This window comes from Marinomonas sp., from assembly GCF_965225885.1.
GTDB lineage: Bacteria > Pseudomonadota > Gammaproteobacteria > Pseudomonadales > Marinomonadaceae > Marinomonas.
In genome coordinates this window covers 825,857-850,441 of sequence record NZ_OZ245329.1, presented here as the reverse complement: position 1 = coordinate 850,441, position 24,585 = coordinate 825,857, and the positions used below count along the sequence as shown (strand labels likewise).

Here is a 24,585-nt window from a genome sequence, read left to right as displayed (position 1 = left end):
TGGCGCTAAACGGTTCACAAGGCCGAATATTTTGGCAGAGTTGGAGCTAAAAGACCATGTGCAGAAAAATATACTTAACTCCGCCGACCAATACCTTAAAAGCATGAAGACAATACACCGATAGCATTGGAAATATAGCTACGTAAATTTCATACTGCCTACCTCAACGCTCAAAATAATAAATCCAAGCGAGGAAAACACTATGAAAGCAGGCATTAAATCAACCCTAAGAGCTACGGCCATAAGCCTATTAGGGTTAAGCGCATTAATCGGTGCCCAAACGGCTCAAGCAGACACGTTCAAGTGGATCACATTCAAGCCTCAAAGTGCAGGTGATGCTCAGGTTCGCTCTACAGAGTGGATGGTAGATGAGTTTGCTAAGCGCACTGGTGGTAAGCACAAGATCCAAATGTTCTGGGGTGGTAGTGTCGCTAAAACTCGCGAGGTTCCCGAAGCACTTGGGGCTGGTCTCGGCGACTTTGGTGATATCGTTACGCCTTACTTCCCTGACAACCTTGTCCTTAATAACGCTGTGGGATTCTTCATCCCCCAACCAAATAACGTGTTAGAAATTGCCAATCTTATGTCCCAGTGGCACGAAAAATACCCACAATTTAGTCAAGAGCTTGCTCGTAATAACCTTAAAGCGATTGGCTTTCGCCCGTTAGAAGAATACGGCCTTCTCTGCACCCAACCAGTTAATTCATTAGAAGATCTAAAGGGACGTCGAATTCGAACCTACGGATTCGCTTATCCTGCAATGGTTGAAGCCCTTGGAGCAACACCGGTCTCAATCAGTACCGCTGAAACCTATGAAGCAATGGAACGAAACATTATTGATTGCACTCCAATTGGGCCAGCTCTAGCCCGAGCATGGAAGTATGATGAAGTCGCTAAGTACTATATTGAGCTCCCTATCGGTGCTTCTTTCGGCCATATCATCGCCATGAACTTAGATACTTATAACAGCATGGATAGTCAGACCCAAAAAATCGTTGACGACATAGGCCATGAATACGCCTCTACTTACGCTGCAATGCTCAATGATGATGTACAAAAAGTTCGCCAACTCTGGAAAGGAGAACTGGCTGTTAACGTAACGCCTTTCCCCTCAGAAGGGCTAAACGAAATCATCAATAACGATAAAGTTCAGGCCGTCAGAAATGAATGGAAAAAGCGTGCAATTCAATTCGGTATCCCTGCCGAGGAAATAACTTCTGCGCTCGAACCTTAGTCCCTCTAAGACAGGAGAGATACTCTCCTGTCTTTCTATTGAAATCATTTTTTCTCTATGTAAAAGAAACAAAACTACTCAGAGGTAAGAAATGTCAGCCTTCGTACGATTACAGAAAACGTATGGCGTGTACCTACATTGGTCCGGTTTAACTGCTGGTTATATGACATTAGCCATGATGCTACTTGTTGGGTCCAATGTTATTACCCGTTACATATTTAATTATTCAATTCCTGGCACACTTGAATTCACCGAAAGCATGTTAACCGTGTTAATTTTCCTCTCTCTCGCACTCACTCAATACGAAGGAGGGCATATTCAGGTAGTTCTTCTGACCAAGAAATTGCCCTCTTCTGCTCGCCGTATAGTAATGGTATTGACTCTATTACTTGGCGTTGCATTTTTCAGTTGGTGTAGTTGGGGGGCTTGGCAATATGCTATGAAGTCTTTCATGATAAATGAACAACAGTGGGGCTCGGTCAGGTTTACCCTTTATCCAATTAAGTTTGTCCTTTTCATCGGATTACTTAGTCTAGCGATTCAATTTGTTTTTGATGCCATATCAACGGCTCTAGGGCTGGATCCACACGAAAAAGAAGATACATCAAAAACCACTCTGGAGGAGTCAATATGACGGCTTTAACCATCGGTATTATCGGCATGATTTCGTTATTCGTCTGCATACTTTCAGGTGTAAACGTCATGGTCGCGCTAGGAGTTGTTGGCGCTTTAGGGCTTGCTGGTATAGCTGGAATGACGCCTGCCACAAGCGTATTAAGCACGGTTTTCTTTGATACCGCCCATGCGTTTCATTTCAGCGCTATTCCATTATTCCTACTCATGGGCTTTTTCGCGATGAGAGCAGGTTTAGGCGAAGACATGTTCGAGGCGACCTCAAAATGGTTAGGAAACCTCAAAGGAGGATTAGCAATTTCATCGACTTTAGGTGCCGCAGCCTTTGGCGCGGCTTCTGGCTCAAGTGTTGGTACTGCAACCGTTTTTACCAAGCTTGCCGTCCCAGAAATGCTTGATCGTGGTTACGATAAAAGCCTTGCATCAGCCTCTGTCGCCATTGCCGGCACCCTTGCCGTTATGATTCCACCTAGTGCGTTAGTAATTGTCTACGGCATCCTTACTGATTCAAGTATCGGCGGCCTTTTAATTGCAGGGCTAATACCCGGTTTTATTTTCGCACTCCTTCTTTGTATCGCAACTTACATTACGGTATTGCGCAAACCAGAATTAGCACCGTCAACTTACACCAAAGTATCATGGGGTGAAAAATTTTATGCGCTAAGGCTAGCCGGCCCAATGGTCTTGTTAATTGGCTGTATTATCGCAGGTCTCTATGTGGGCATTTTTACGCCAACTGAAGCCGCCGCAGTAGGCGCTATCATGACACTAATCATGGCTCTATTTCGTCAACGCAGTCTTAAAAAACTACAACTAAACACCATTTTATTAGATACGATCAGAACTTCTGCCATGATTTTCGGTGTCATTATTTGTGCACTTATTTTCTCTAAGTTTCTTGCTTTGAGTGGTGTCACAGGGGCAATGGGAGACTACTTAATTTCACTAGACGTAAACAGATGGGTTGTCGTACTCATTATTGTAGGTATCTATTTACTCTTAGGAATGATGATGGATGCCCCTGCGTTATTAGCCATCACATTACCAATAACTCATCCAGTCATGATGAACCTAGGCTTTGATCCAATCTGGTTTGGTGTGTTTGTCGTGCTACTAGTCGAAATCGGCGCGGTTACTCCTCCTGTCGGGATAAATTGCTTTGTCGTTCAAGCTGCATCTAATGGTCGCATCCAACTCGAAGATGTATTCAAAGGACTAGTGCCTTACGTCTTAGCAGGATTTCTGATGTTGGTTTTACTCTGTATATTCCCACAAATGGCACTTTTTTTACCTGAAACAATGAAGTAGGACGCAACGATGGTGCGAGATACAACATTTCGTGAACTGGTTCTGCTTACTACTCTAACCTCACCATTCGGTAGAAAAGTAAGGATGGCTGCAACGGTTCTAGGCATTGCCGACCAAATCATAATTCAGCCAGCAGATACTTTGGCCGATCATGATCCATTAAGGTTACATAACCCTTTAGGGAAAATGCCGACACTCTTGCTCGAAGATGGAACCGCACTGTTTGATAGCTGGGTAATTATTGAATACCTAACATTAATAAGTGGTAACCCTCTCTTCTTTCCAGAGCAAGGTCTTGATCGCATGAAACTGCTTACAACAGTCAAGCTGTGCGATGGCATTACCGAAGCCGCACTGCTAATGGTTTATGAACATCGTTTTCGTCAACCAGAACAAGTATCACAACGCTGGCTAAACCACCAAAGTGAAAAAATTCTTCGAGCCCTGAATATTATTGAAAAACACTTACCGCCCAGCAATAAAACAACGATTGTGTCGATCAGTTTAGCCTGTGCATTAGGCTACCTTGATTGGCGCCACCCGATTGAATGGCGCAGCTTATATCCGCAACTAGCCGACTGGCTAGCTAGATATTCTGACTATGAGCCTGCATTCCTAGCAACCAAATGTATGAGTAATTAAACGATGACACGCATAGCCCCTTTAGATCCCGAAAAATTAAATCCACGTCAACGTGAAGTCTATGACGCGATAGCTTCCTCTCCAAGAGGAGTGGTCCGAGGCCCTTTAGCCGTATGGCTAAACCGGCCAGAATTAGCAGATTTAGCTCAGTCCTTAGGACGTTATTGTCGTTATGATACGTTACTACCACCCAATCTATCTGAGCTCGCAATTCTAGTAACAGCTCGCGTCTGGAATGCCGAATTTGAGTGGCAAGCTCATAAAAGAATTGCCTTGTCGGCAGGTGTAAGCCCTGCTGTTGTAGAAGCAATTCGTCTTAATAAGACACCTGAGTTTAGTAACCCAGACGAAGAATTAGTTTATAGATTTTCCCTATCCGCTCAACGAGACCGTCAAGTTGATAAAGCCCTATTTGATGAGGCTGTATTGCGTTTTGGTAAAGAAGCCATTGTCGATCTAACGGGTTTTCTCGGCTATTACGGCTTGATCTCAATGACAATCAATGTGTTCGACGTTGACCCAATTGACCCAAATAATCTTGAAATGTCGTGATCAAATATATCTATTAAATTAAGGAGGACTTCATGAGTCATTCTGATATTACTTACAACCTAACGCCAAGCAGACCTATAGTAAAACTGCCTGCGGGTGCAGCGGATTGTCATTGCCACGTTTTTGGCCCTCAAGCGACGTTCCCATACGCAAAAGACGCTAAATTTCGCCCCGGTGATGCGCCAAAAGAAAAGTTATTTGAACTGCATGACATGCTCGGAATAGAACGATGTGTTGTCGTCCAATCTGGCTGCCATGGCTATGACAACTCAGTCACGGCAGATACATTGGCTGCACGCCCTGGACGCTATCTAGGCATCGCTTTGCTACCTATTGACGTTAGTGACAATGAGCTTAGCAAGTTACAAAACCAAGGATTTAGAGGAGTGCGCTTTAATTACATGGCCCACTTGCAAGGCGGCGCATCAACATCAGATTTACAGCGATTTGCCGATCGCTTAGCCAAACGAAACTGGCATCTTCAAATCCATATGGATAGCTCCTTAATAGAAACGATGACCTCGACCCTAGCTAGCCTACCAGTCAAAGTAGTCGTGGATCATATGGGACGTTTTGATGCATCACAAGGAATGCATCAACCTCCTTTCGAAGCCCTACAAGAACTTCTGAAAAATGACCATATTTGGGTAAAAGTTAGCGGCTCTGAACGTTGCTCGCGACAAGACGCCCCTTATAGCGATGCAACGCCTTTTGCTAGACAACTGGTCGAAAAGTTTCCTGACAGAGTCGTCTGGGGGACAGATTGGCCACATCCAAATTTTCGAGCTGAGCCACCTGATGATGGCGTGCTAGTTAACTTGCTCGCAGAGATTGCACCAACACAAGAACAACTTAAAACACTATTGGTTGATAACCCGATAAAGCTATATGGCTTCGAATAATAATAGGAGATAAACAGATGAGTAAACGATTAGAAGGCAGTATTGCCATTGTAACCGGAGCAGGCTGCATTGGACCTGGCTGGGGTAACGGACGAGCCACCGCCGTTCGCTTTGCTGAAGAAGGGGCCAAAATATTTGCCGTTGATATCAATCCACAGACTCTTGAAGAAACCATTCAAAGGACTCGAGAAGTGGGTGGCGAAATTGAAGGTCATATCTGTGATATCACCGATACAAAGCAAGTAAAAGACATGGTGAACGCCTGTATAGAACGCTTTGGCACAGTGGACATACTCGTCAATAATGTAGGCGGCTCAGCAAAAGGTGGCGCTGTCGAACTTAGTGAGGAAGCGTGGCAAAAACAAATCGACTTTAACCTGACAAGCGTCTTTTTGACTTGTAAACACGTCCTGCCCATTATGGTGGAAAAAGGAAAAGGGGCTATTGTCAATACCGCTTCTACCTCCGGCATTCGTTGGACGGGATCAGCACAATGCGCCTATGCAGCCAGCAAAGCTGCCATCATCCAGTTTTCTAAAGTCACAGCGGTTGAATATGCTAAACATGGAATTCGAGTTAACACAGTCATTCCTGGACAATTACATACACCAATGGTCGAAGCTAGGCTAGCAGGACAACGTTCTGGTGGCGATGTCAATTCATTGCTACAACAACGATTAGCTCGCATCCCTCTTGGCTTCATGGGCGATGGCCGAGACACTGCAAACGCAGCCTTATTCTTGGCATCGGATGAGGCGCAATTTGTAACAGGCACAGAAATTATTGTCGATGGAGGAATGTCTGCTCGTTGCGACTAACAGCTTCCCTCGATGGACTGAACCCGTCCATCGAGGGTTCGCGAACTCAACGTGCAATGATATAGTCAGTTCCATACGATTTTCTAAAGCGTAATAACCTTCAATTGTTAACTACTTGAGTCGTCTAATGGCAAATGTATGGCACCTTGATCTACGTTTTCTGCGTTATTTCGCATGCGTGGCAGAAGAAAAAAACCTAACGCATGCAGCTAAAAGATTAAGAATCGCCCAGCCGGCTGTGAGTCGAGCCATTCAACGTCTTGAATCAGATTTAAATGTCGAATTATTTGTACGAAATGCCAGAGGTGTTGAGCTTACAGAAGCTGGCAGAATATTACTGGAAAGAACCTACATCATATTTAATCAAATCCAACAAACGCAAAATGATGTAAAAGGAAAAAATGACGAACCGCGAGGTGTTGTAAGTATTGGAATGCCTCCAACACCAGGACAATTTATCGCTCCCGCGCTACTCTCTTGGGTAAAGGAAAACTACCCTGATATAGAACTGCATTTTTTTGAAGGAATGAGTAGCACGTTACAACAGCGACTTAACAACAATGAGATTGGTCTCGCTGTTGTTCACGACCCCCTCGATAATGCAGATATTGTTACAAGTGAACTACTCATCGAAAAACTTTGGGTTGTTGGCAAAACAGGAACAATACGTCAATCAAGCTATACTTTAGCCGAAGCGGCTGCTCTACCACTGATCATGCCTAGCCGAACCAACCGATTACGATTATTGATCGATAATCATGCAGATAAGCAGGGACTTCAGCTAAATATTGTACAAAATGTTGAAGGTGTCCTGAACCTAAAATCTCTGGTTAAAGAAGGCCACGGCTATAGCATCTTAACCTACGGAGCCATCATTTCTGAAGCTCAACAGGGGAACATAGAAGCGGCCCCTATAGAGTCGCCACAGATCAACTGGACTCTAGGCACAGCTATGCGCCGAGACCAAAGTCGAAAACAAGCATTTATTGTTGTTCGTGAGGCCATTCATGCCATCGTTAATAATTTAGTCGCAAAATCAATCTGGAAATAAAGTAAACACACATTAAATCCAACAACTACTCATAAAAACAAAGAGCAACTTTGAGTAACCGCCAAGAACACACAATTTCGTCCAGCGGCTTTAGCTTGATACAAAGCGGTATCCGCTTTATTCAATATGTCATCGACAATACAGTCACCACCTTGTCGACAAGCCACACCTAACGATACGGTAAAAAATACTTCTTGGTGGTCTGGGCCCAACACCATACTCAATTCAATGGTTTTTCTTAAACGCTCTGCGATTCGTAAAGCCTCATTTTTTTCAGTAAACGGCAGCAAAATCGCAAATTCTTCACCACCAATTCGAGCAATAAGATCGCCTTTCCTAAGAATAGACAGACTCTTTTTTGCAAGTTTTTGCAGTACTAGGTCCCCAGTTTTATGGCCATATTCATCATTAACTCGCTTAAAATGATCCACATCCATCATCAAAATAACGAGCGGGAAACTCTCTTCTATCGACTCATTAAGAAGAGCTTCACACTGCTGAAAAAAGTACCCTCTGTTCGCTAATCCAGTTAAATGATCGTAATAAGCTCTTTTTTCCAGTTCTTCTTGCGCGCAAAAACTCTCAATCGCAATACTTGCCAAATTACTGGCAAAATTAATCAGCTCAAAATCTTTTTCAGAAGGGATTGAAGGTAAACGTTTATAGATTGCAAAAGTACCTAATAAATCGCCTTTGGACGACATGATAGGATCAGACCAACATGCTGCTACATCAGCTTGACGGGCAAGTTGAGCATAATCCTTCCAGTACGGATGAGTAGTAATATCTTCAACAATGATTCGTTGCCCTAAATACGCGGCTGTCCCACAAGATCCAACATTTAAACCTATTTTTACTCCATCGATGGCTTGGTTATAAAAATCTGGAAGACTCGGAGCCGCTCCCAACCTTAAACGTTGCTCGTTTTGATCAAACAACAACACACTGCATAACGAGAGCGGACTTTCTTGCTGGACCTGCTTCACAATCACATTAAGAATATCTTTTAACGCAGAACTTTTTGCCACCATTTCCAACATGTCACTGCGGGCTCGTAATCTTTCCTCAGCCACCCAATGGTCTGTTATGTCATTAAAATACCAGAGCTGCTTATCTCCTATCGTGGAAAAACGTATTCTGATGTGTCTAACAGAGTTATCTTTGCAGAACAGTGTAGCGTTTAAATCATGAGCAGAGGCATTACCACGATATTCATAAATCCAAGGGGCAATGACGTTTTGGTAATATTCAGGTTGAGGAGAAACACGTAAGAACCAGCTCTCGATATTAAGAATATCGTCCAGAAAAAATCCAAAAAGCTCACTAAATGCTTTATTGATATATTCTATACGACCAGAGGACAAACTCGACCAACTAACAGCAATGGGTGTGGTATTAAGAATATCCTCTAATCGAACATCATCGTTCTGGCAGTCTTTCATACAATATCCGTGAAGTAGCATGCTTAAACGCAGCATTTAACAGAGCTTGCTGCCTACCACCCAGTAATACGGAACAATCTGACATATAACAAGCCTGTAACCAGACCTTTTTGTATGTTTTTTGTACGAAATAAAACAACGAATGCGGGTTCTATTTTTTTATTCCAAAAATAGAAACTTGTTCAAATCTTCCCACAACTGCGGGCTCGCAGCCCAAACAGCGTTACCACTTAACAATCCATTATTAGTAAGGAAATTCGTTACTCGACCTCCAGCTTCTTCGATTAACAGAAGGCCCGCCAAAGCATCCCAGCTATTAAGATGAGATTCGAAATAGCCATGAACAAGTCCAGATGACACATGCGCAAGCATAAGAGCGCCAGCACCAAAACGTCGATATTCGACATTCTGTGAATCTAACATCAAGATAAGATCGCAGTATTCTTGTACCGGACGACGATTAGAACGTCCCAAACCAATAATAGCCTGGCCTTGTTCAGGATCATCAATAGTTAACTGAGCACCATTCAAATAGGCGCCTTGGCCTTTCTTAGCAGTGAAAAATTCATCTCTATCCGGCGCATAAACAAAGCCCACCTGGATCTCGTTGTTTTTTACATAAGCGACCGAAACACACCAATAATCCATACCTTGAACATAGTTTGTGGTGCCATCAATGGGATCGATCACCCAGACACCACTTGCTGTTGAATTAGCTCCGGGAATCAAGCCACTCTCTTCACCTAAAAAACCATCGTCTGGAAATAAGGAGCGAATCACTTTTTTTAACTCATCTTCAACCGCGATATCAGCTTGTGAAACAAAATCTTGCCGGCCTTTCGACGTTACTAACAACCCCGACTGACGAATAGTTTGAGCACGTTTTCCGGCTTGTTTAATCGCGGATTCTAAAACCTGATATTCATCTTGCATGTTATTTTGTCCTTATGATGGTCGACTCAAAGTTTGGAGATGTATTTCTAATCACCAACTTGACCGGAATTTCTTCTATACACTGATCAATATGTGGATCTTGCCCTCTGGCTTCTAAACAAGATAAAACACGCTTTGCTGTTTCTGTAACGTCTTGATGAATGGTCGTAAGGCGGTAACTGTATTGCGCGGTTTGCGGCGTATTATCAAAGCCAATAATGTGAAAATCAGCTGGGGCATCGAAACCATTTTCTCGCATACCATCTAAAAAGCCGCAGGCGAGTTGAGCGTTAGCGCAAAACACACCGTCGACTCTTTTTCCTTGCGTACAAAACCGATGAGCCGCTTGCCTGCCGCCTTCGTAACCATCCATCTCAGCTGTAATCTGAACCAAATCACTTTCATCACATACGCCTTTATCAGCCATAACCTGACGAAACATCTCGCCACGGTTGATACCAGACCAAGTGGATTCCTTATAATTCAACCAACCAATAGACGAGCAACCACAACGCATAAACTGTTCCGCAACTAATGAGGCCGCCATTTTATTGTCGGAACAAACAAAGTCCACATCAGGAATATCCATATGACGATTAATGCCCACCACGGGAATATTGTGCTGAACGCATTCTTTGACCAAATCAGCAGGAGGCTGGCCAGACGTTACAACCACGCCCGAAACACGAAACTGCGTAAAGCGCCGAATGGTCATTTCCAATTCGTCCGCGTCACGCACTTCTGTAACGAGTGCTTGATAGCCTTTACGCTGAATTTCACTCAACAAGCCCTCAAGCAAACTGCTGCGAAAAGGATCACTTAAGCGTGCTACAACCACACCAATTAACTGACTGCGCTTGCGATTTAAGCCCTGAGCTAAAAAATTGACTTGATAGCCCAATTCATTCGCCGCTCGCAATATTTTCTCACGGGTCTCACGCGCAACATTGCCTTGATCACTAAACACGCGAGACACCGACGCCCGGGGCACACCAGCGAGTTTCGCTACATCTTCGGCTGACGCAGAGCGACCGCGTTGGGAATGAGTCACAACTTGTCTCCTTGCCCTAGCGAAAACGAATTAAAAACCTCTTGTCTGAGATCGAAATTACTTAAATCCAGCTGCAAACCATCGCGACTCAAAAACATGGCAGGAATATCCACCAGCGCATTAAGCAAGCTCGGTATCGCTTCATCAAAACAATGATAGATGCCTAATGCTTTTACTTCTGTCTCGACCAGCAATCGCTCACAATCTGGTAAATCGCCATGAGATGAGTCATCTGGTAATGCGGAAAAAGACGCACATTCCTGAAAGGCGACATCAGCCCCTTTCATCAAGGCTTGGCTGGCGGCGGTAGGACGGCCGTCGCCACTGTAAAACAAAGTTTTTTCACCAACAGTGATACGAATCGCTTTGTTCGACATTTCGTGTTGGGTATTCGCGGTACGAATTTGCCAATGCTTCCATTCGAATTCATCAGTAATATCCTGCCAATGAATATCAAAACATACATGAGTTTCTGGCCACACAGCCAGATCCACCAGCGCTTGAAGAGGTTGACGCTGTTCTGCTTGGCAAAAAATGGTCAAAGGTTCGGTACGTTTAAAACTTTTCCATTGATTAATCAACGCAGCTAGCCCGGAACTGTGGTCAGGATGAATGTGAGTAAAATAAATTACCTGTATATCATTCACATCGATATTGCGTTGCCAAATAGCTCGTGGAACCGTCGGCCCACAGTCGATAAGCCATTGGTTTTGCTGACAATCTATAATTCTAATCGAGGAAGTATTATTGCGTTTTGAAAACGCACTGCCACTGCCAATCACGTCAATTTTCATACTGTCTCACCAAGATGTCTTTTTAGCTTAATTAAATTGTCATAAAGATCCGACAAAGTAGGCCACCATAATGTCGGTTAGAGATTGCATTTTTTTTACAAAACACTGAACACGTGTTCATTTGTTGAAAAAAACTTAAAAAAGCCTACCGACACTCATTTTATCGACCTTTTATCGGTTTGGAGTAAAGAGAAGGTATGGCGCACTTACACATAAAAAACTTACAGGCAGGCTACGGTAAAAAGTTGATATTAGACAACATCAATTTAACCGTTGAGCAAGGCGAAATGATTGCACTACTTGGCCCATCCGGATGTGGAAAAACCACCCTTCTTAATGCGCTATGCGGTTTTGTTCCTGTTAGTCATGGCGAAATTTTCGCTGGTAATCGTGCTGTTTCACAGTTGCCAGCCGAAAAGCGCAATATCACCATGGTCTTTCAAAGCTACGCGCTATGGCCTCACATGACCGTCGCGCAAAATATCGGCTACGGACTAAAAGTTCAAAAAGCCAAACGAGCAGATATCGATGCCCGAGTCGCCGAACTATTACGCATCGTAAAGCTAGATGGCTTAGAGCATGAAAAAGTCACCGCCCTTTCAGGCGGACAGCGTCAACGAGTGGCATTGGCTCGCGCCTTGGCGATCCGACCTGATGTGTTGGTGTTAGATGAACCACTGTCCAATCTCGATGCAAAAGTTAGATTAAGCGTCCGCCATGAAATCAAAGCCCTGCAAAAGCAACTCGGCTTCACCTCGCTAATTGTGACTCATGATCAAGAGGAAGCTTTAGTCATGGCGGATCGAATTGCCGTATTGAACCAAGGCAAGATAGAGCAAATCGGCACACCTGAAGAAATTTATCATCACCCAAGCACACCTTTTGTCGCCGACTTTATGGGCGCAGAAAATCATATCCAGTGGCCAACCCATGACGACGCTTTCAGTCTAAACCTCAGTAACCATGCGGCTCAGCTAGATATGTATTTTCGTAGCGAAAGTGTTGTTTTATCAACACAAGCTACTTCCCAAACCGATGATTTCAATACTGGCTTAATCATCAATGGCAAAGTGGAACAGAGCGTTTTCTTTGGCAATAACTACCAAATTAGTGTGCGCTGCGGGAAGCACACCATTCAGGCAGATCATGATCAGAATCTGTCTGAGCACACTCCCGTGACCTTACGAGTTCCCATCGATGCTTTGCATGTTTTCGCTAAAAAAGAAGAACATTCAGACCATCAAACAACCCATTTCGTTTCTGTTTAATCAATGAGGATGAAACATGTTTGCTAAAACTAACATCGCCGTACTTGCCGCTATCGGCCTCACTCAATTTTCCGCTCTTGCGCACGCAGAAACCACGCTAAATGTGGCTTCTGCAGGCAGTCAAAACATGGTGGATTACGTGAAAACTTACCTTGCCCCAAAATTTGAGGCAACACACCCAGGTGTTAAGGTAAATGTTGTCGGAACAGGTCCTGGTGATGCAGGCTCACACAAAATTATGGAAAAACTATCTGCACAAAATGACAGTGGTCTTGCTAAATGGGACATTGATGTAGCTGTTGTGCATCAACAAATTGGCGGTGAACTGGTCAAAAATGGCCTGCTTTCAAAATACCGCAGCGATATCAATACAGGCAAAATGGTTTCCCGAGACAGCGCGACAAACGCTCTAGGTATCGATGTCAACGGTTACGTTATGCCAATGTTCCATAGCCAAACCGCTATTGCTTACAACAGTGACTTTGTTGAAAACCCACCAAAGTCCTACGACGAATTGGTTAAATGGACGCAACAACATCCTAAATCTTTTGGTTACAACGGCATTAAAAATGGCATGTCTGGGGTGAGCTTCGTGACCGGCTGGATTTACGCTTATGGCACAGAGGCCAACAAATTGTCTTCTATGCCATACGACAAAAGCGTTGAGTCTTCTTGGGACAAGGCTTTTGCCGAACTTAAAGAGTTCAACAAAAACATCACCTTCACACCTGGTAACGCTGGCACATTAGACATGCTAAACCGTGGCGAAATCTTCATGGGACCAGTTTGGGTGGACATGTTCTACAGCTGGAAAGAGCAAGGCAAGATTCCACCGTCACTAAAACTTTCTTTGATTGCGCCAGGTATGCCAGGACAGCCAATGTATTACGTGACACCAACCAAAGCCGAGCACCCACAACTGGCACGAGAATTCATTGAATTGGCGACTAGCCCAGAAGTTCAAGCCGACGGTATTGTGAAGCAATTCAACTGGTATCCAGGAATCGACGCTAACTATGTAAAAGCCAAACTTGATAAGGCGACATGGGAGAAGTTGTTCGCGGAAATCACACCAAGCGATTTATCAAAATATGGTAAGAGCTTCCCGATTGGGCCGTACTTTGATGACATCAAAGAAGGTTACGAGCGTAACGTTTCTAACTAGATCAGTGAACTAGATCTATGAGCGAAGAATCCGCTCAACATAAGCCCTGAGCACGAATACATAGAAAACTGCTCAGGGCTATTTATTCTTGTGTTGGTTACTGGAAATAAACATGCGTCAAACGACATCACGCAATCTATTAAAGAATCATCTTTGGCTAATCGCCCCAGCAGCGCTCATGGTCGGTATCTTTTTCTTATACCCTTTGTGCTTTTCGCTCTATTCGGCCATTACATTAGACGACGGCGGATTTACGCTTACTCATTTGAACAAAGCCTTCGAGCTTTACTCAAATGACATCCTCTTCACTATCATCATTGTGTTGATCTCGGTCGCCATCTTAACGGTATTATCCATCAGCATCGCCGCTCTCATTACCTTATCGCCTTTTCGTTCTTTGACTAAAACGTTGGGCTTTCTTTATCGCTTACCCTTATTCATTCCCTTTATTGTCACCGCGCAAATGATGCGTACCTTTTTGGCAAAAAATGGCTTAATGAACAATGCCTTTGTCGCTTCTGGCTTGTTAACTCCAATGGATACCGTGTCTTTCCTTGGTTGGAGCGGCATCATTATTACGTTCGTCTGGAAGCAATTAGCTTTTTCAACCTTATTAATATCCGGCGCGATGGCCGCCTTAGACGATTCTCAAATCCGTGCAGCCCGTAATTTAGGCGCGTCACGCTTTCGTATTCTATTTCAAATCATCTTGCCGCAAATCATACCGACGCTAGGTGTCGCTATGGTTTTATCCATTGTCACCATGATGTCGGTATTATCTGTTCCGCTAATGATAGGAACAGGTTCACCAACCATGATGACTGCGGACATGGCATTTCGTATTAATTCTTATGGCGATTATCACGTCGCGAACGCGCTAGGTTTAGTGTCGTACTGTATTTGCGCTGGACTGGCTTGGTTTTATCTTCGCCAAAATCTAAAAGAAAAAGGGGCGAACTGATGATTTATTCACTAAAGAGCAACTTACTAAAGACATTAAACATTCGTTCTTTGCGTATAAGTTTCTGGCTGCAATGTGTTTTTATATTGTTGCTCGCGTTGGCGATATTCGGTCCAATCATGAACCTACTGATTTGGACCGTGACAGAAAGCTGGTATTTTCCTCATGCCCTGCCAAGCCAATGGGGTTTTAAATATTGGCAGCAAGTGTTTAATCCTTATAGTGATGTGTCAGGATCGTTACTCACCAGCTTGTTGATTGCGGTGTTAACCGTTGTGGTTTGTTTAATTGTCTCAGTACCTGCGGGTTATGCCTTGTCAAAACGCAGTATGCCGTGGCGTGTTTTTTGGATGTTACTGTTTTTAATTCCTCAGGCGTTTCCAAATCTAACCGTGTACATGAACATCGCTCGGCTGTTTTATGACGTCGGCTTAAACGGTACCTTGTTAGGCGTAATCTTAGTCCACAGCGTTCATGGTTTAATGTTTTCAATTTGGATCAGTGTGGCGGCATTTTCCTCGACGGATCCTATGCTAGAGCGAGCTTCTCGAAATCTAGGCGCTGGGCCTTTTTATACCTTTTTCCATATTGTGTTGCCACAAGCTGCGCCGGGGTTAATTGCCAGCTGCATTTTTGTCTTTTTAGAGTCGTTAGACGAATTTACTGGCACTTTCTTCGTAGGTTCGCCGAACATCAGTACATTACCTCTTTTACTTTATACTGCCAGTATGGAGGGCAACTATCAGATTGCTTCAATCACCGCCTTGATTCTGCTCGTGCCTTCCATCTTATTCATGGTCATCATTAATAAATTTATGCGACCAGAAATGCTATCTAAGCTGGGGAAATAAAGCCGCTAAAAAAGAAACAACTTCACGGCGGCAATGCTCGACATAATACGAACCAGCCATTTAAATTGAATAGGGTTCACTTTTTTCAAAAAGTGATAACCAATAAAGGAGCCGACCATCAGCCCAGGAATGCCGTATAAGCTGGCTTGTGTGCTTTCAACAGACAGTAATCCAAGGCTGATGTAAAAGGGTAACTTCACCACATTAATGATAAAGAACGCCCATGCTCTGGTGCTGACATAGGTTTTTTTATCGAGTTTTTGCTCTAGTAAAAACAGACTAAAAATAGGCCCCGCAGCGTTGGCCATCATAGTCACTATGCCACCCAAAAAACCCATTGAATAAGCGGCCCATGGCTTTTGCATAAAAGAGGTAGGACGAAAATCCATATATAAGCCCAGCGCAATCATCGATAAAATCATAAAGCCCAAAAATGTCACAAACTGATCGCCATCAATGTTCGCGAGAAATTGACTGGCTACGATGATGCCTAAAAAAGACAATGGCAAAAAGCGCGCTAACACCGACCACGCAATTTTCGACTTATAACTGCACACCGCCATGATATCGGTAATGATATAAAGCGGTAACAGCACCGCTAATGCTTCTGGCCCTGGGTAGGCAATCATTAAAATTGGCAAGACCAATAAGCCCATACCGCCGACAGAGAATTTAGAAAAACCGGTAATTAAACCCGCCAAGAACAACACAACAATCGTTGAATCCACTTTATTCCTCCTCACTAAAAATACCGCCAGAGACGTTTGCACTTTGCCATTAACGCAGTAGTCATATGCAGGTCTCTGTTTAATATTTGTCATAATAAGGCATATAATGAACAATAAATAATCTCGTTTTATTATTAAAATGAACAGATTTAGTAATCATGTGGTGGATATTATGAAACTGGATCAGCTAAGAGCCTTTATTGCTGTGGTCGAAACGGGGAGTTTTCGCTCTGCGGCGGATTCTATTCACAAGACCCAACCGGGCATCAGTGCGGCCGTCAAAGCCTTAGAGGAACAATACGGAATTTTGCTCTTTGACCGAAACAGCTATCGCCCAACCTTAACGGCCGAAGGTCATGCTTTTTTCCAACAAAGCAAAAAACTGATGTCTCAGGTGTTACAGCTAGAAAACCTGGGGCACGATCTCGCTCAAGGCACAGAAGCGCCCTTGCACATCAGTCTAAGTCAAATGGCACTAGACGATAACTGCATGTCACGCATCAAAGCCTTTCAACAGCAATATCCTGAAATTCCCTTAGACATCACGACGGATCACCTTCATGGCACTCAAGAAAAACTCACAAAAAATAAGTGTGAGATAGCCATTTCGCCAAGATACGGCCTAGACGACCGACATGCCTTTATTGAACTAAACAAAATCACCATGATTGCGGTGATCAGTCCAGAATTACTCGCCACACTCAATGCAAACGACACAAAAATAAAGCAGCAGTCATTGTATTCAATCCCACAAATCTTAGTGACGAATACCGCCGCCAACGCATCAGAGAACGGACATCAATACGTCCTACCGACGGGCAAGCGTTGGTATGTGAATGACTTTCAAGTGAAAAAAAACATGCTAATACATGGTCTTGGTTGGGCGAGAATGCCAAAGCATTATATTCAGGCAGAGTTAGATAATAATCAGCTGGTGCCAATAGAAGTGGAAAACTTTACCTCACTGAATCAGCTGCCTATTTTTATGATTCGATTGCGTCATCAAACCCAGAGTTATCAGGCGAATCTTTTTTGGGAGATGATGAAGAATATCTCTCCTCTTACCGGAACATTTTCATCGAATTAACCTCGACGCCACGTATGGTATTTTTCCAGCCCATTCAAAATACGCTGTGGCGCGTGGGCACGTTTCCACTCCCCTGCGGCGTATTTATTGGCTTCCGCCCATGTTGGATAAGTATGAATGGTGCCGAGCACTTTATTCAAACCAAGACCATGCTTCATCGCCAACACAAATTCGGCCAACAAATCTCCAGCGTGCTCGCCAACAATAGTCACGCCTAGAATCTTATCCTTGCCCGGCACAGTCAGTACTTTGACAAAACCTTTTGCGGCACTGTCTGCGATGGCACGATCCAGATCATCCAGCTCATAACGCACCATTTCATAGGCAATGCCTTGGTCTTTCGCGTCTTGCTCACTCAAACCCACTCGCGCCACTTCAGGATCAACAAACGTCGTCCAAGGAATCACTCGATAATCGACACGGAATTTTTTCAGTGATCCGAACAAGGCATTTACCGCGGCATACCAAGCTTGGTGAGCGGCAACATGAGTAAACTGATAAGGGCCCGCCACATCGCCCGCGGCAAAAATATTGGGGTAAAGAGTTTCCAAATAATCATTGGTGACAATGGTGCCTTTGGGTTCAATTCCCAGATTTTCTAGACCATAACCTTCCAGACGCGCTTCGCGGCCGACGGCACAAATCAGTGCGTCAAACTCCACCACCGACTCTTGGCCTTCGTGCTCAACAATCAAGCGCTTCACCTCACCTTCCTTCTCACAGCGCACGGCGCTATGGGAGGTCAGCATAATCACCCCATCTTGGATTAGGCTTTCTTGTGCCAGAGCAGAAACTTCTTCGTCTTCTCTGCCCATAATCCGAGCCGAGCGCTCCACTTGCGTCACCGTCGAGCCCAAACGCGCAAAACTCTGCGCCAATTCACAACCAATCGGGCCGCCGCCTAACACAACAAGACGCTTCGGTGGCTCATCGAATTTAGCAAAGGCTTCCCACATAGTATCGCTGGTGTAATAACCCACCTCGTCTAAACCTGGCAGATTCGGCACAAAAGGGCGAGCGCCGGTTGCCAACACAATACTGCGCGCCGTCAAACGTTGCGTGTCGCCGTCATGTCGTTGAATTTCTACCGTCCAAGGGTCAATCAACTTGGCGTAACCCTGCACCACATCGACACCCATTTTGCTGTAACGCTCAACGCTGTCGTGAGGTTCGATTTTTGCGATCACATCGTGAATACGTTGCATGACTTTTTTGAACGAAAACGTCGGCTCGCTACTGTGCAAACCATAGTTTTCAGCATGACGCATTTGATGAGCGACTTTCGCACTTTTGATCAATGCCTTGCTCGGAATACAGCCGTAATTTAAGCAATCACCACCCATTTTGTTAGCTTCAATCAAGGTAACTTTCGCTTTCACTGTGGCTGCTATGTAAGCACTTACTAAGCCACCAGCACCTGCACCAATAACAATCAAGTTCCGATCGAAGGATTTAGGCTTGGTAAATTCAGCATAAACACGACGCGCTTTGACCACGTCGACGATCTTCTTCGCGATAAGAGGAAACACGCCCAACAAAACAAAAGACAATAAGAGCGAAGGCGATAAAATACCCGACAAACTTTCTAGCTGCCCCAATTGAGTCCCTGCGTTAACGTACACCAAGGTGCCCGCGAACATACCCACTTGGCTGACCCAGTAAAAAGTAAAAGCACGGATGGTCGTCAAACCCATCAGCAAGTTAATCAAGAAAAAAGGGAAGATAGGCACAAGACGAAGGGTGAATAAATAAAAGGCGCCGTCTCTGCCAATGCCTTCGTTAAAGGCTTTTAAACGGTCGCCGAAACGTTTTTGTACCGTGTCTTGAAGTAGATAACGAGAAACCAGAAACGCCAGTGTTGCACCAATGGAACTGGCAAAAGACACCATCAGCGTGCCCCAAGCCAAACCAAACAAAGCACCAGCCGCCAAAGTCATGATCGCCGCACCGGGCAAAGACAAAGCGGTAACGACAACGTACAACAGCAAAAACGCACCGCCAACCAATAACGGACTTTCATCACGCCAAGCATCAAACTGCGTAAGGCCAGACTTCAGACCATCTAGCGTTAATAGCTGGTGCAAATCAAAATAGAAAAAGCCCACAGCCAATGCGGCAATCAATACCAGCAATCCAATTTTTTTCATTCGTCAAACTCCGAAAGAGCCTTGCGACTCAGGAAAAATACAATCAAACATTTCGTTAATGGTAGTTAGACACAATACAGGCTGGAATTATTACAGCAACATGGATTGTTTTTTATAATACACAGAATAGAAAAAAGAGACGCAACGTCTGGCCGAGCAAACGCTGCAAGAAGAAAAGAGTTATAGATTATAAAACGGTTTTAATTCGCCCAGCCCAAAGGCTAAACAACACACCAAAACAGCAAACGCACAACACCAACACAACTAAGCCAGAAAGACCATAAACCGCGATTGCTGTGGCAAAAGTCGGAGGTCCAACGGTCGCACCAAGATTACCAAACTGGGCAAGCAAACCGTAACCTTGCGCTTGCTCACTTGGATTACGAGCAAGCGTTGGAATCATCGCCAATGCAGAACCCGGCACCATGCCAAGAAACAGCACCATAACACCAACCACAACACAGAAGAGTTCGGCCGAGCCACTGATTAATGACAACACAACCACACTCGTAGCCACGCCAAAATACGCCATCAAGGCAACACGCTGCGGCCGCATCAGATATTGCGCAATGGCGCCAGCCAAAAAAGTGCCGCTGGTACTAATTAAAGGCAACACAACCAACATCCACTTCTGCAATGACGAATCGTTAATCAACCCAGGAACATAGGTCAACACAGAAACTAAAGTACAGGTGTAAAACAAAAACACACAGCTTGGTAACAGCGCACGCGGATTACGATAAATCTTTATCATCTGCTTAAAGAAGCCATCTTGCATTTCCGTCACTGGAACCAAGTCCAGTACTGGATTCTTTCTTAGTTTGAAGAACAACACCACACCGATTGTCGTGATTAAAGCTCCATGGCTTAAAAACAACGCCTGCAAACCATATTGATCTAAAATGCTCTTACCAGCCCAACCGCATACCGCAAACGCGACACCGAAAAAGGTGCCCCAAATGCCCATGGTCAAAGACTTATGCTGCGGCGCGCTTAATTTTGCAATCAAGGTTGGCGCAGCCACCACCACGCCTAACTGAGAGAAACCTTCCAACATGCGTGTTATGAACAACAGATTAAAAGGCGGCAGAGTGGATTGAATCAAAGATAAACCACCACCCAATAGCAAAGCGCCGACCAACACCTTCAAATAACCAACGCGACTGGCGATCATGCCCGCCGACACACCGAACACCAAACCAGCAATACCAACCGCAGAAAGTGCTGCACCCGTTGACGTCGCTCCCATTTGATAATGATCTAGCAAACCGTCAAAAGACACTGAGAACTTCGCGAACTGCATCGCCGCAGAAATACCAGCAACCCAAAGCAAGATAACTTCCAACCATTGGGTCTTCGGCTCAGGGACTGAGACATTAACAGTAGAGGTAGAGCTGGACATTAATATTCCTTTTAACAGTCTGCATGAAACTGTCCGTACATTAAGAAAAAGAAAACTGACCTTACGGACAAATTATGCACGCTATTCTAAAGCAAAAAGCACCAAAGATGGGCAGGTATTTCTAATAGATAAAGAAAAAAGCTTAGTGCTTCGCTCGATAATGAGAAGGAGGGAATGAGTGTTGTCTGGCCCAAAGTCGACGAAACTGCCTTGGGTCATCGAAGCCACAACGCTCCGCGACCTCTTCTATTGGCATAGAGGTGCTTTGCAAAAATTGCATGGCTAAAGCGAGTCGCAATTTATGGATGTACTCTCGTGTCGTTACACCAGCGCTTTCTTTAAACAGACGCACGAGATGACGCGGACTGCATTGGGCGACCTCAGCTAAGCTTTCTAATGACCAATTGTGTGCAGGATTTACCTGAATCACATCTTGCACACGGTGTACGCTTTGATGAAAGTGATTGCGGTTTTCTAACCACGGAGATTGACTAGGATCATTGGGACCACGGCGAGAAAAAAGCACCATATGACGCGCCACCTGACTCGCACAATTTGCGCCAAATTCCTGCTGTATAAGATACAGAGCCAAATCAATACCGGCCGTCACACCAGCACTGCTATAAAAATCACCATCTACGGCAAACAATCGATTGGAAAGCACCTTAGCACTAGGCTCTGTTTCTTGTAGTTCGTCGAGATGCATATGATGGGTGGTACAGGCGCGACCTGCTAAAAGCCCAGCTTTGGCAAATAACAAAGTCCCTGCACAAATACTAATATAGCGGCCAATACAGTTCGCACTTTGACCCAACCAATTGATAGCGGCTTCCATAGCAGGCGTTTCTAAATCAATTCTATCACCCGCCAATCCAGTACTAACAACCCAGCTGTTAGCCGCTATAACATCAGGTAAAGGCTCGACTTGAATATTCAAACCCAAGGTGTTTTCAACCTTTGCTTCAGGGCCAATAAAATGCAGCTCGAATTTTTTCAACCTCTCACATTCAGCTCCTACTGCAAACCGATTACTATATTGGAAAGCCTCCGCTGGGCCTATCGTATCCAGCAAAACACTGTTTGGCAGCATGAGAAAATACACCTGAATCTTAGCTATCGCGGACACTCTTTATGCCTCTTTGAAGATTATTTTTAACTGAGAGAAAAGCCGAGCACCAAAGGTATTAACCAACAAACCGAGCAATACAAAACACACACCGATCCATTGTAATGGCAACAAGCTTTCATCCAATATTATCGCCGCAAAGGTCAAACCCACAACAGGAACCCCCAAGGTCAACGGCGCAACCTGACTCGCTGGATAACGGCCCATCAAATATCCCCACAAAGAATAACCTAAAATGGTCGCCACTAAAGCAAGATAAACCAAAGCACCGATAGAAACCCAACTCATACTAAGTAGAGCCGATTGCATCAACTCAGGCCCTTCCATCAACCAAGAGGACACAAAGAAAGGCAATGGCGGCACCCAAGCACTCCAAATAACCAAATTCACATTTACCGAGTAACCTTTCTGACTCATTGTACGAGCACTAATATTGCCCATTGCCCAACTCGCTGCGGCGAACAAAGTCAGGATAAAGCCAAACAACGTCATATCGCCCACGCCAGACACGACCGCAATCATAAGCAAACCACCGCCCGCCAAAACAATCGCCAGCACTTGATGAAACTTCACACCTTCTTTCAAAAATAGCAAAGCAAACACCATGGTAAACAACGCCTGAGACTGCAATACCAAAGACGCCAGTCCCGCAGGCATACCATTTGCCATCGCCATAAACAAAAAGGCGAACTGCATAAATCCCATTGGTAGCGCATAAATACACCACCATCTGAGTGGAATATTTGGCCGTTTAACCAACAGACAACCAATCGCCGCCACTGCTAAGAAACGCAACCCACCCAACAACAATGGCGGCACTTCACCAAGGCCAAAAGAAATCACCACAAAGTTTAACCCCCAAGCGAGGATAATCACCAGAGCCAAGAGACTGTCTTTAAACGTCATAATACGTTCCACCATTAAATTTGATAGAAGCATTATAAAATGGCGATTTGAGCGAAACGAGGACAGACCATAGGGTCAAAAAGGACATGAAATTAATTCTACATATTCTTAGCTAATTGAAGTACATCATCTGCTATGGACTATTTTCAATTTGAAATATTGATTATTTAGGCTTTTCGAATAATATTCGGAATATGTATAAAGACAACCTATGACAAGATTAAATAGGCACCTTCATAGCGCCCTTGTATTATAAAAACCGTCTAATTGTGGATAACCTAAAAATGCTCTTTAACAACAAACCTTAGCTTTCACCCCACTGGTGTTTTGAATCGATAGGGCGCGAATAGATTAAAAATCAATAAGTTAGCTTGATTTATCGCGTCTTTTTCGCTATTTTTAAACGACTCTCTTGTGAATAACTTGAGGGCGGGGGAAACGGGCTTTTAACTGTTTGAAATCGTTGAGAAAAAAGAGGGTACTCCCTCAGAGTTACTGGCCGCTTAGGCCGTTGAGACTTATCCTCATCACACCACTCCTGTGCAGCTTTGGCGCCCTCAGAGTTACTGGCCGTTGAGACCTTGTCTATTAGTACAGCGTTAACGGTAAATAGTTACCCTCAGAGTTACTGGCCGCTTAGGCCGTTGAGACACTTTGCATTTCCCATCTGCATCCAAGAGACAGTATCCCTCAGAGTTACTGGCCGCTTAGGCCGTTGAGACCTTTAATACTTTAAACCCACGACCTATCCTTAACGCCCTCAGAGTTACTGGCCGCTTAGGCCGTTGAGACTGATACTTCACCAAGCTGCGAACGTTGCTGCACTCCCTCAGAGTTACTGGCCGCTTAGGCCGTTGAGACTTTACGCCTATAGTACAATTAAACACTGAATCCCTCAGAGTTACTGGCCGCTTAGGCCGTTGAGACAGAGCTCAACACCATTGAGTTATTTTGTGCTCTTAGTCCCTCAGAGTTACTGGCCGCTTAGGCCGTTGAGACGCTTTATAGCAAGGATAAGATCAATTATGTTTTGGCCCTCAGAGTTACTGGCCGCTTAGGCCGTTGAGACTAGATTAAGTATATTGAAGCCTCTGATGTAAAGGCCCTCAGAGTTACTGGCCGCTTAGGCCGTTGAGACACAAGTTGGCCCCCTGAGAGGCCGATTGAAGATTTCCCTCAGAGTTACTGGCCGCTTAGGCCGTTGAGACCACTATCCTTAGGCGCAGCATTGGCAGAACCAACGGCCCCTCAGAGTTACTGGCCGCTTAGGCCGTTGAGACTTTTGGTAGTGCAACTACCAAAGAATAATAGTCCGCCCTCAGAGTTACTGGCCGCTTAGGCCGTTGAGACGAAACACTTACAAAGCTCATCACCAAGGCCAACATCCCTCAGAGTTACTGGCCGCTTAGGCCGTTGAGACTCCAATCATGCCAAGCGTGCTTAACGCTTTTTTATCCCTCAGAGTTACTGGCCGCTTAGGCCGTTGAGACAGAAGTTCTTCAACGGTGTGTACTGCCACGCTCATAGCGCCCTCAGAGTTACTGGCCGCTTAGGCCGTTGAGACCAGACTCGAAGTCTGGATTG

General features: G+C 44.7%; 22 protein-coding genes and 1 CRISPR repeat array (1 of these 23 running past the window's edge). Of the genes, 13 read left to right on the top strand and 9 right to left on the bottom strand.

Going from position 1 to position 24,585, the window contains the following annotated elements; all coding sequences use genetic code 11:
- Positions 1-202: 202 nt before the first annotated feature.
- The 8 genes from dctP to ACO05V_RS03770 all read left to right on the top strand — a co-directional run bounded on the left by dctP (position 203) and on the right by ACO05V_RS03770 (position 7,140).
- The gene (gene dctP, locus ACO05V_RS03805; protein WP_421847670.1) at positions 203-1,234 is read left to right on the top strand and encodes a TRAP transporter substrate-binding protein DctP; all 1,032 of its coding nucleotides are present in this window, start codon (positions 203-205) and stop codon (positions 1,232-1,234) included.
- A 91-nt stretch (positions 1,235-1,325) separates the two neighbouring features.
- On the top strand, positions 1,326-1,868 hold the full coding sequence (locus ACO05V_RS03800; protein ID WP_421847668.1) for a TRAP transporter small permease subunit: 543 nt from the start codon (positions 1,326-1,328) through the stop codon (positions 1,866-1,868).
- Positions 1,865-3,175, top strand: coding sequence for a TRAP transporter large permease (locus ACO05V_RS03795; RefSeq protein WP_421847666.1), 1,311 nt, complete (start codon positions 1,865-1,867; stop codon positions 3,173-3,175). The genes ACO05V_RS03800 and ACO05V_RS03795 overlap by 4 nt, the downstream gene beginning before the upstream one ends.
- A 9-nt stretch (positions 3,176-3,184) precedes the next feature.
- Complete coding sequence (locus ACO05V_RS03790; protein WP_421847664.1) at positions 3,185-3,817, top strand: glutathione S-transferase N-terminal domain-containing protein; 633 nt, start codon at positions 3,185-3,187, stop codon at positions 3,815-3,817.
- 3 nt (positions 3,818-3,820) lie between these two features.
- Positions 3,821-4,369 carry a carboxymuconolactone decarboxylase family protein gene (locus ACO05V_RS03785; RefSeq protein ID WP_421847662.1) on the top strand — a complete coding sequence of 183 codons (549 nt, stop codon included), beginning with the start codon at positions 3,821-3,823 and terminating at the stop codon, positions 4,367-4,369.
- Positions 4,370-4,401: 32 nt separating this feature from the next.
- Positions 4,402-5,271 carry an amidohydrolase family protein gene (locus tag ACO05V_RS03780; RefSeq protein WP_421847660.1) on the top strand — a complete coding sequence of 290 codons (870 nt, stop codon included), beginning with the start codon at positions 4,402-4,404 and terminating at the stop codon, positions 5,269-5,271.
- A gap of 17 nt (positions 5,272-5,288) precedes the next feature.
- The gene (locus tag ACO05V_RS03775) at positions 5,289-6,089 is read left to right on the top strand and encodes an SDR family NAD(P)-dependent oxidoreductase (protein ID WP_421847658.1); all 801 of its coding nucleotides are present in this window, start codon (positions 5,289-5,291) and stop codon (positions 6,087-6,089) included.
- 127 nt (positions 6,090-6,216) lie between these two features.
- Positions 6,217-7,140 carry a LysR family transcriptional regulator gene (locus tag ACO05V_RS03770; protein WP_421847656.1) on the top strand — a complete coding sequence of 308 codons (924 nt, stop codon included), beginning with the start codon at positions 6,217-6,219 and terminating at the stop codon, positions 7,138-7,140.
- A gap of 29 nt (positions 7,141-7,169) precedes the next feature.
- Here ACO05V_RS03770 and ACO05V_RS03765 read toward each other — a convergent pair whose 3' ends face one another.
- The 4 genes from ACO05V_RS03765 to ACO05V_RS03750 all read right to left on the bottom strand — a co-directional run bounded on the left by ACO05V_RS03765 (position 7,170) and on the right by ACO05V_RS03750 (position 11,360).
- A complete protein-coding gene (locus tag ACO05V_RS03765; RefSeq protein WP_421847654.1) occupies positions 7,170-8,582 on the bottom strand; it encodes a bifunctional diguanylate cyclase/phosphodiesterase in 1,413 nt (470 codons plus the stop codon).
- Positions 8,583-8,741: 159 nt separating this feature from the next.
- The gene (locus tag ACO05V_RS03760; RefSeq protein ID WP_421847652.1) at positions 8,742-9,515 is read right to left on the bottom strand and encodes an inositol monophosphatase family protein; all 774 of its coding nucleotides are present in this window, start codon (positions 9,513-9,515) and stop codon (positions 8,742-8,744) included.
- A 1-nt stretch (position 9,516) separates the two neighbouring features.
- Positions 9,517-10,566, bottom strand: coding sequence for a LacI family DNA-binding transcriptional regulator (locus tag ACO05V_RS03755; RefSeq protein ID WP_421847650.1), 1,050 nt, complete (start codon positions 10,564-10,566; stop codon positions 9,517-9,519).
- Positions 10,563-11,360: an MBL fold metallo-hydrolase gene (locus tag ACO05V_RS03750; protein ID WP_421847648.1), complete on the bottom strand. Its 798-nt coding sequence runs from the start codon at positions 11,358-11,360 to the stop codon at positions 10,563-10,565. The genes ACO05V_RS03755 and ACO05V_RS03750 overlap by 4 nt, the downstream gene beginning before the upstream one ends.
- Before the next feature lie 197 nt (positions 11,361-11,557).
- Here ACO05V_RS03750 and ACO05V_RS03745 point away from each other — a divergent pair, with 197 nt between their 5' ends.
- From ACO05V_RS03745 to ACO05V_RS03730, 4 genes are all read left to right on the top strand, one after another.
- Positions 11,558-12,628, top strand: coding sequence for an ABC transporter ATP-binding protein (locus ACO05V_RS03745; protein WP_421847646.1), 1,071 nt, complete (start codon positions 11,558-11,560; stop codon positions 12,626-12,628).
- 16 nt (positions 12,629-12,644) lie between these two features.
- A complete protein-coding gene (locus tag ACO05V_RS03740; protein WP_421847644.1) occupies positions 12,645-13,793 on the top strand; it encodes an extracellular solute-binding protein in 1,149 nt (382 codons plus the stop codon).
- Between the two features lie 112 nt (positions 13,794-13,905).
- Positions 13,906-14,754, top strand: coding sequence for an ABC transporter permease (locus ACO05V_RS03735; protein WP_421847642.1), 849 nt, complete (start codon positions 13,906-13,908; stop codon positions 14,752-14,754).
- On the top strand, positions 14,754-15,605 hold the full coding sequence (locus tag ACO05V_RS03730) for an ABC transporter permease (RefSeq protein WP_421847640.1): 852 nt from the start codon (positions 14,754-14,756) through the stop codon (positions 15,603-15,605). The genes ACO05V_RS03735 and ACO05V_RS03730 overlap by 1 nt, the downstream gene beginning before the upstream one ends.
- A 5-nt stretch (positions 15,606-15,610) precedes the next feature.
- Here the strand turns inward: ACO05V_RS03730 and ACO05V_RS03725 are convergent, their stop codons facing one another.
- Complete coding sequence (locus ACO05V_RS03725; protein ID WP_421847638.1) at positions 15,611-16,333, bottom strand: sulfite exporter TauE/SafE family protein; 723 nt, start codon at positions 16,331-16,333, stop codon at positions 15,611-15,613.
- Positions 16,334-16,505: 172 nt separating this feature from the next.
- On the opposite strand from ACO05V_RS03725, the gene ACO05V_RS03720 reads away from it, so the two are divergent.
- The gene (locus tag ACO05V_RS03720; protein ID WP_421847636.1) at positions 16,506-17,420 is read left to right on the top strand and encodes a LysR family transcriptional regulator; all 915 of its coding nucleotides are present in this window, start codon (positions 16,506-16,508) and stop codon (positions 17,418-17,420) included.
- Here the strand turns inward: ACO05V_RS03720 and ACO05V_RS03715 are convergent.
- The 4 genes from ACO05V_RS03715 to ACO05V_RS03700 form a co-directional block, all read right to left on the bottom strand.
- Positions 17,417-19,567 carry an FAD-dependent oxidoreductase gene (locus ACO05V_RS03715; RefSeq protein WP_421847634.1) on the bottom strand — a complete coding sequence of 717 codons (2,151 nt, stop codon included), beginning with the start codon at positions 19,565-19,567 and terminating at the stop codon, positions 17,417-17,419. The two genes, ACO05V_RS03720 and ACO05V_RS03715, sit on opposite strands and share 4 nt — an antisense overlap.
- Before the next feature lie 187 nt (positions 19,568-19,754).
- Complete coding sequence (locus ACO05V_RS03710; RefSeq protein WP_421847632.1) at positions 19,755-20,969, bottom strand: MFS transporter; 1,215 nt, start codon at positions 20,967-20,969, stop codon at positions 19,755-19,757.
- 142 nt (positions 20,970-21,111) lie between these two features.
- On the bottom strand, positions 21,112-22,095 hold the full coding sequence (locus ACO05V_RS03705; protein WP_421847630.1) for a GlxA family transcriptional regulator: 984 nt from the start codon (positions 22,093-22,095) through the stop codon (positions 21,112-21,114).
- Between the two features lie 3 nt (positions 22,096-22,098).
- The gene (locus tag ACO05V_RS03700) at positions 22,099-23,001 is read right to left on the bottom strand and encodes an EamA family transporter (protein ID WP_421847628.1); all 903 of its coding nucleotides are present in this window, start codon (positions 22,999-23,001) and stop codon (positions 22,099-22,101) included.
- A gap of 616 nt (positions 23,002-23,617) precedes the next feature.
- Positions 23,618-24,585: a CRISPR direct-repeat array (repeat unit 35 nt; unit sequence CCCTCAGAGTTACTGGCCGCTTAGGCCGTTGAGAC) (it continues 262 nt past the right edge of the window).

Excerpts from the sequence above, each read along its gene's own strand:
- dctP (WP_421847670.1), top strand. The coding sequence starts at position 203 with ATGAAAGCAGGCATTAAATCAACCCTAAGAGCTACGGCCATAAGCCTA.
- ACO05V_RS03800 (WP_421847668.1), top strand. The coding sequence starts at position 1,326 with ATGTCAGCCTTCGTACGATTACAGAAAACGTATGGCGTGTACCTACAT.
- ACO05V_RS03795 (WP_421847666.1), top strand. The coding sequence starts at position 1,865 with ATGACGGCTTTAACCATCGGTATTATCGGCATGATTTCGTTATTCGTC.
- ACO05V_RS03790 (WP_421847664.1), top strand. The coding sequence starts at position 3,185 with ATGGTGCGAGATACAACATTTCGTGAACTGGTTCTGCTTACTACTCTA.
- ACO05V_RS03785 (WP_421847662.1), top strand. The coding sequence starts at position 3,821 with ATGACACGCATAGCCCCTTTAGATCCCGAAAAATTAAATCCACGTCAA.
- ACO05V_RS03780 (WP_421847660.1), top strand. The coding sequence starts at position 4,402 with ATGAGTCATTCTGATATTACTTACAACCTAACGCCAAGCAGACCTATA.
- ACO05V_RS03775 (WP_421847658.1), top strand. The coding sequence starts at position 5,289 with ATGAGTAAACGATTAGAAGGCAGTATTGCCATTGTAACCGGAGCAGGC.
- ACO05V_RS03770 (WP_421847656.1), top strand. The coding sequence starts at position 6,217 with ATGGCAAATGTATGGCACCTTGATCTACGTTTTCTGCGTTATTTCGCA.
- ACO05V_RS03765 (WP_421847654.1), bottom strand. The coding sequence starts at position 8,582 with ATGAAAGACTGCCAGAACGATGATGTTCGATTAGAGGATATTCTTAAT.
- ACO05V_RS03760 (WP_421847652.1), bottom strand. The coding sequence starts at position 9,515 with ATGCAAGATGAATATCAGGTTTTAGAATCCGCGATTAAACAAGCCGGA.
- ACO05V_RS03750 (WP_421847648.1), bottom strand. The coding sequence starts at position 11,360 with ATGAAAATTGACGTGATTGGCAGTGGCAGTGCGTTTTCAAAACGCAAT.
- ACO05V_RS03745 (WP_421847646.1), top strand. The coding sequence starts at position 11,558 with ATGGCGCACTTACACATAAAAAACTTACAGGCAGGCTACGGTAAAAAG.
- ACO05V_RS03740 (WP_421847644.1), top strand. The coding sequence starts at position 12,645 with ATGTTTGCTAAAACTAACATCGCCGTACTTGCCGCTATCGGCCTCACT.
- ACO05V_RS03735 (WP_421847642.1), top strand. The coding sequence starts at position 13,906 with ATGCGTCAAACGACATCACGCAATCTATTAAAGAATCATCTTTGGCTA.
- ACO05V_RS03730 (WP_421847640.1), top strand. The coding sequence starts at position 14,754 with ATGATTTATTCACTAAAGAGCAACTTACTAAAGACATTAAACATTCGT.
- ACO05V_RS03720 (WP_421847636.1), top strand. The coding sequence starts at position 16,506 with ATGAAACTGGATCAGCTAAGAGCCTTTATTGCTGTGGTCGAAACGGGG.
- ACO05V_RS03715 (WP_421847634.1), bottom strand. The coding sequence starts at position 19,567 with ATGAAAAAAATTGGATTGCTGGTATTGATTGCCGCATTGGCTGTGGGC.
- ACO05V_RS03710 (WP_421847632.1), bottom strand. The coding sequence starts at position 20,969 with ATGTCCAGCTCTACCTCTACTGTTAATGTCTCAGTCCCTGAGCCGAAG.
- ACO05V_RS03700 (WP_421847628.1), bottom strand. The coding sequence starts at position 23,001 with ATGACGTTTAAAGACAGTCTCTTGGCTCTGGTGATTATCCTCGCTTGG.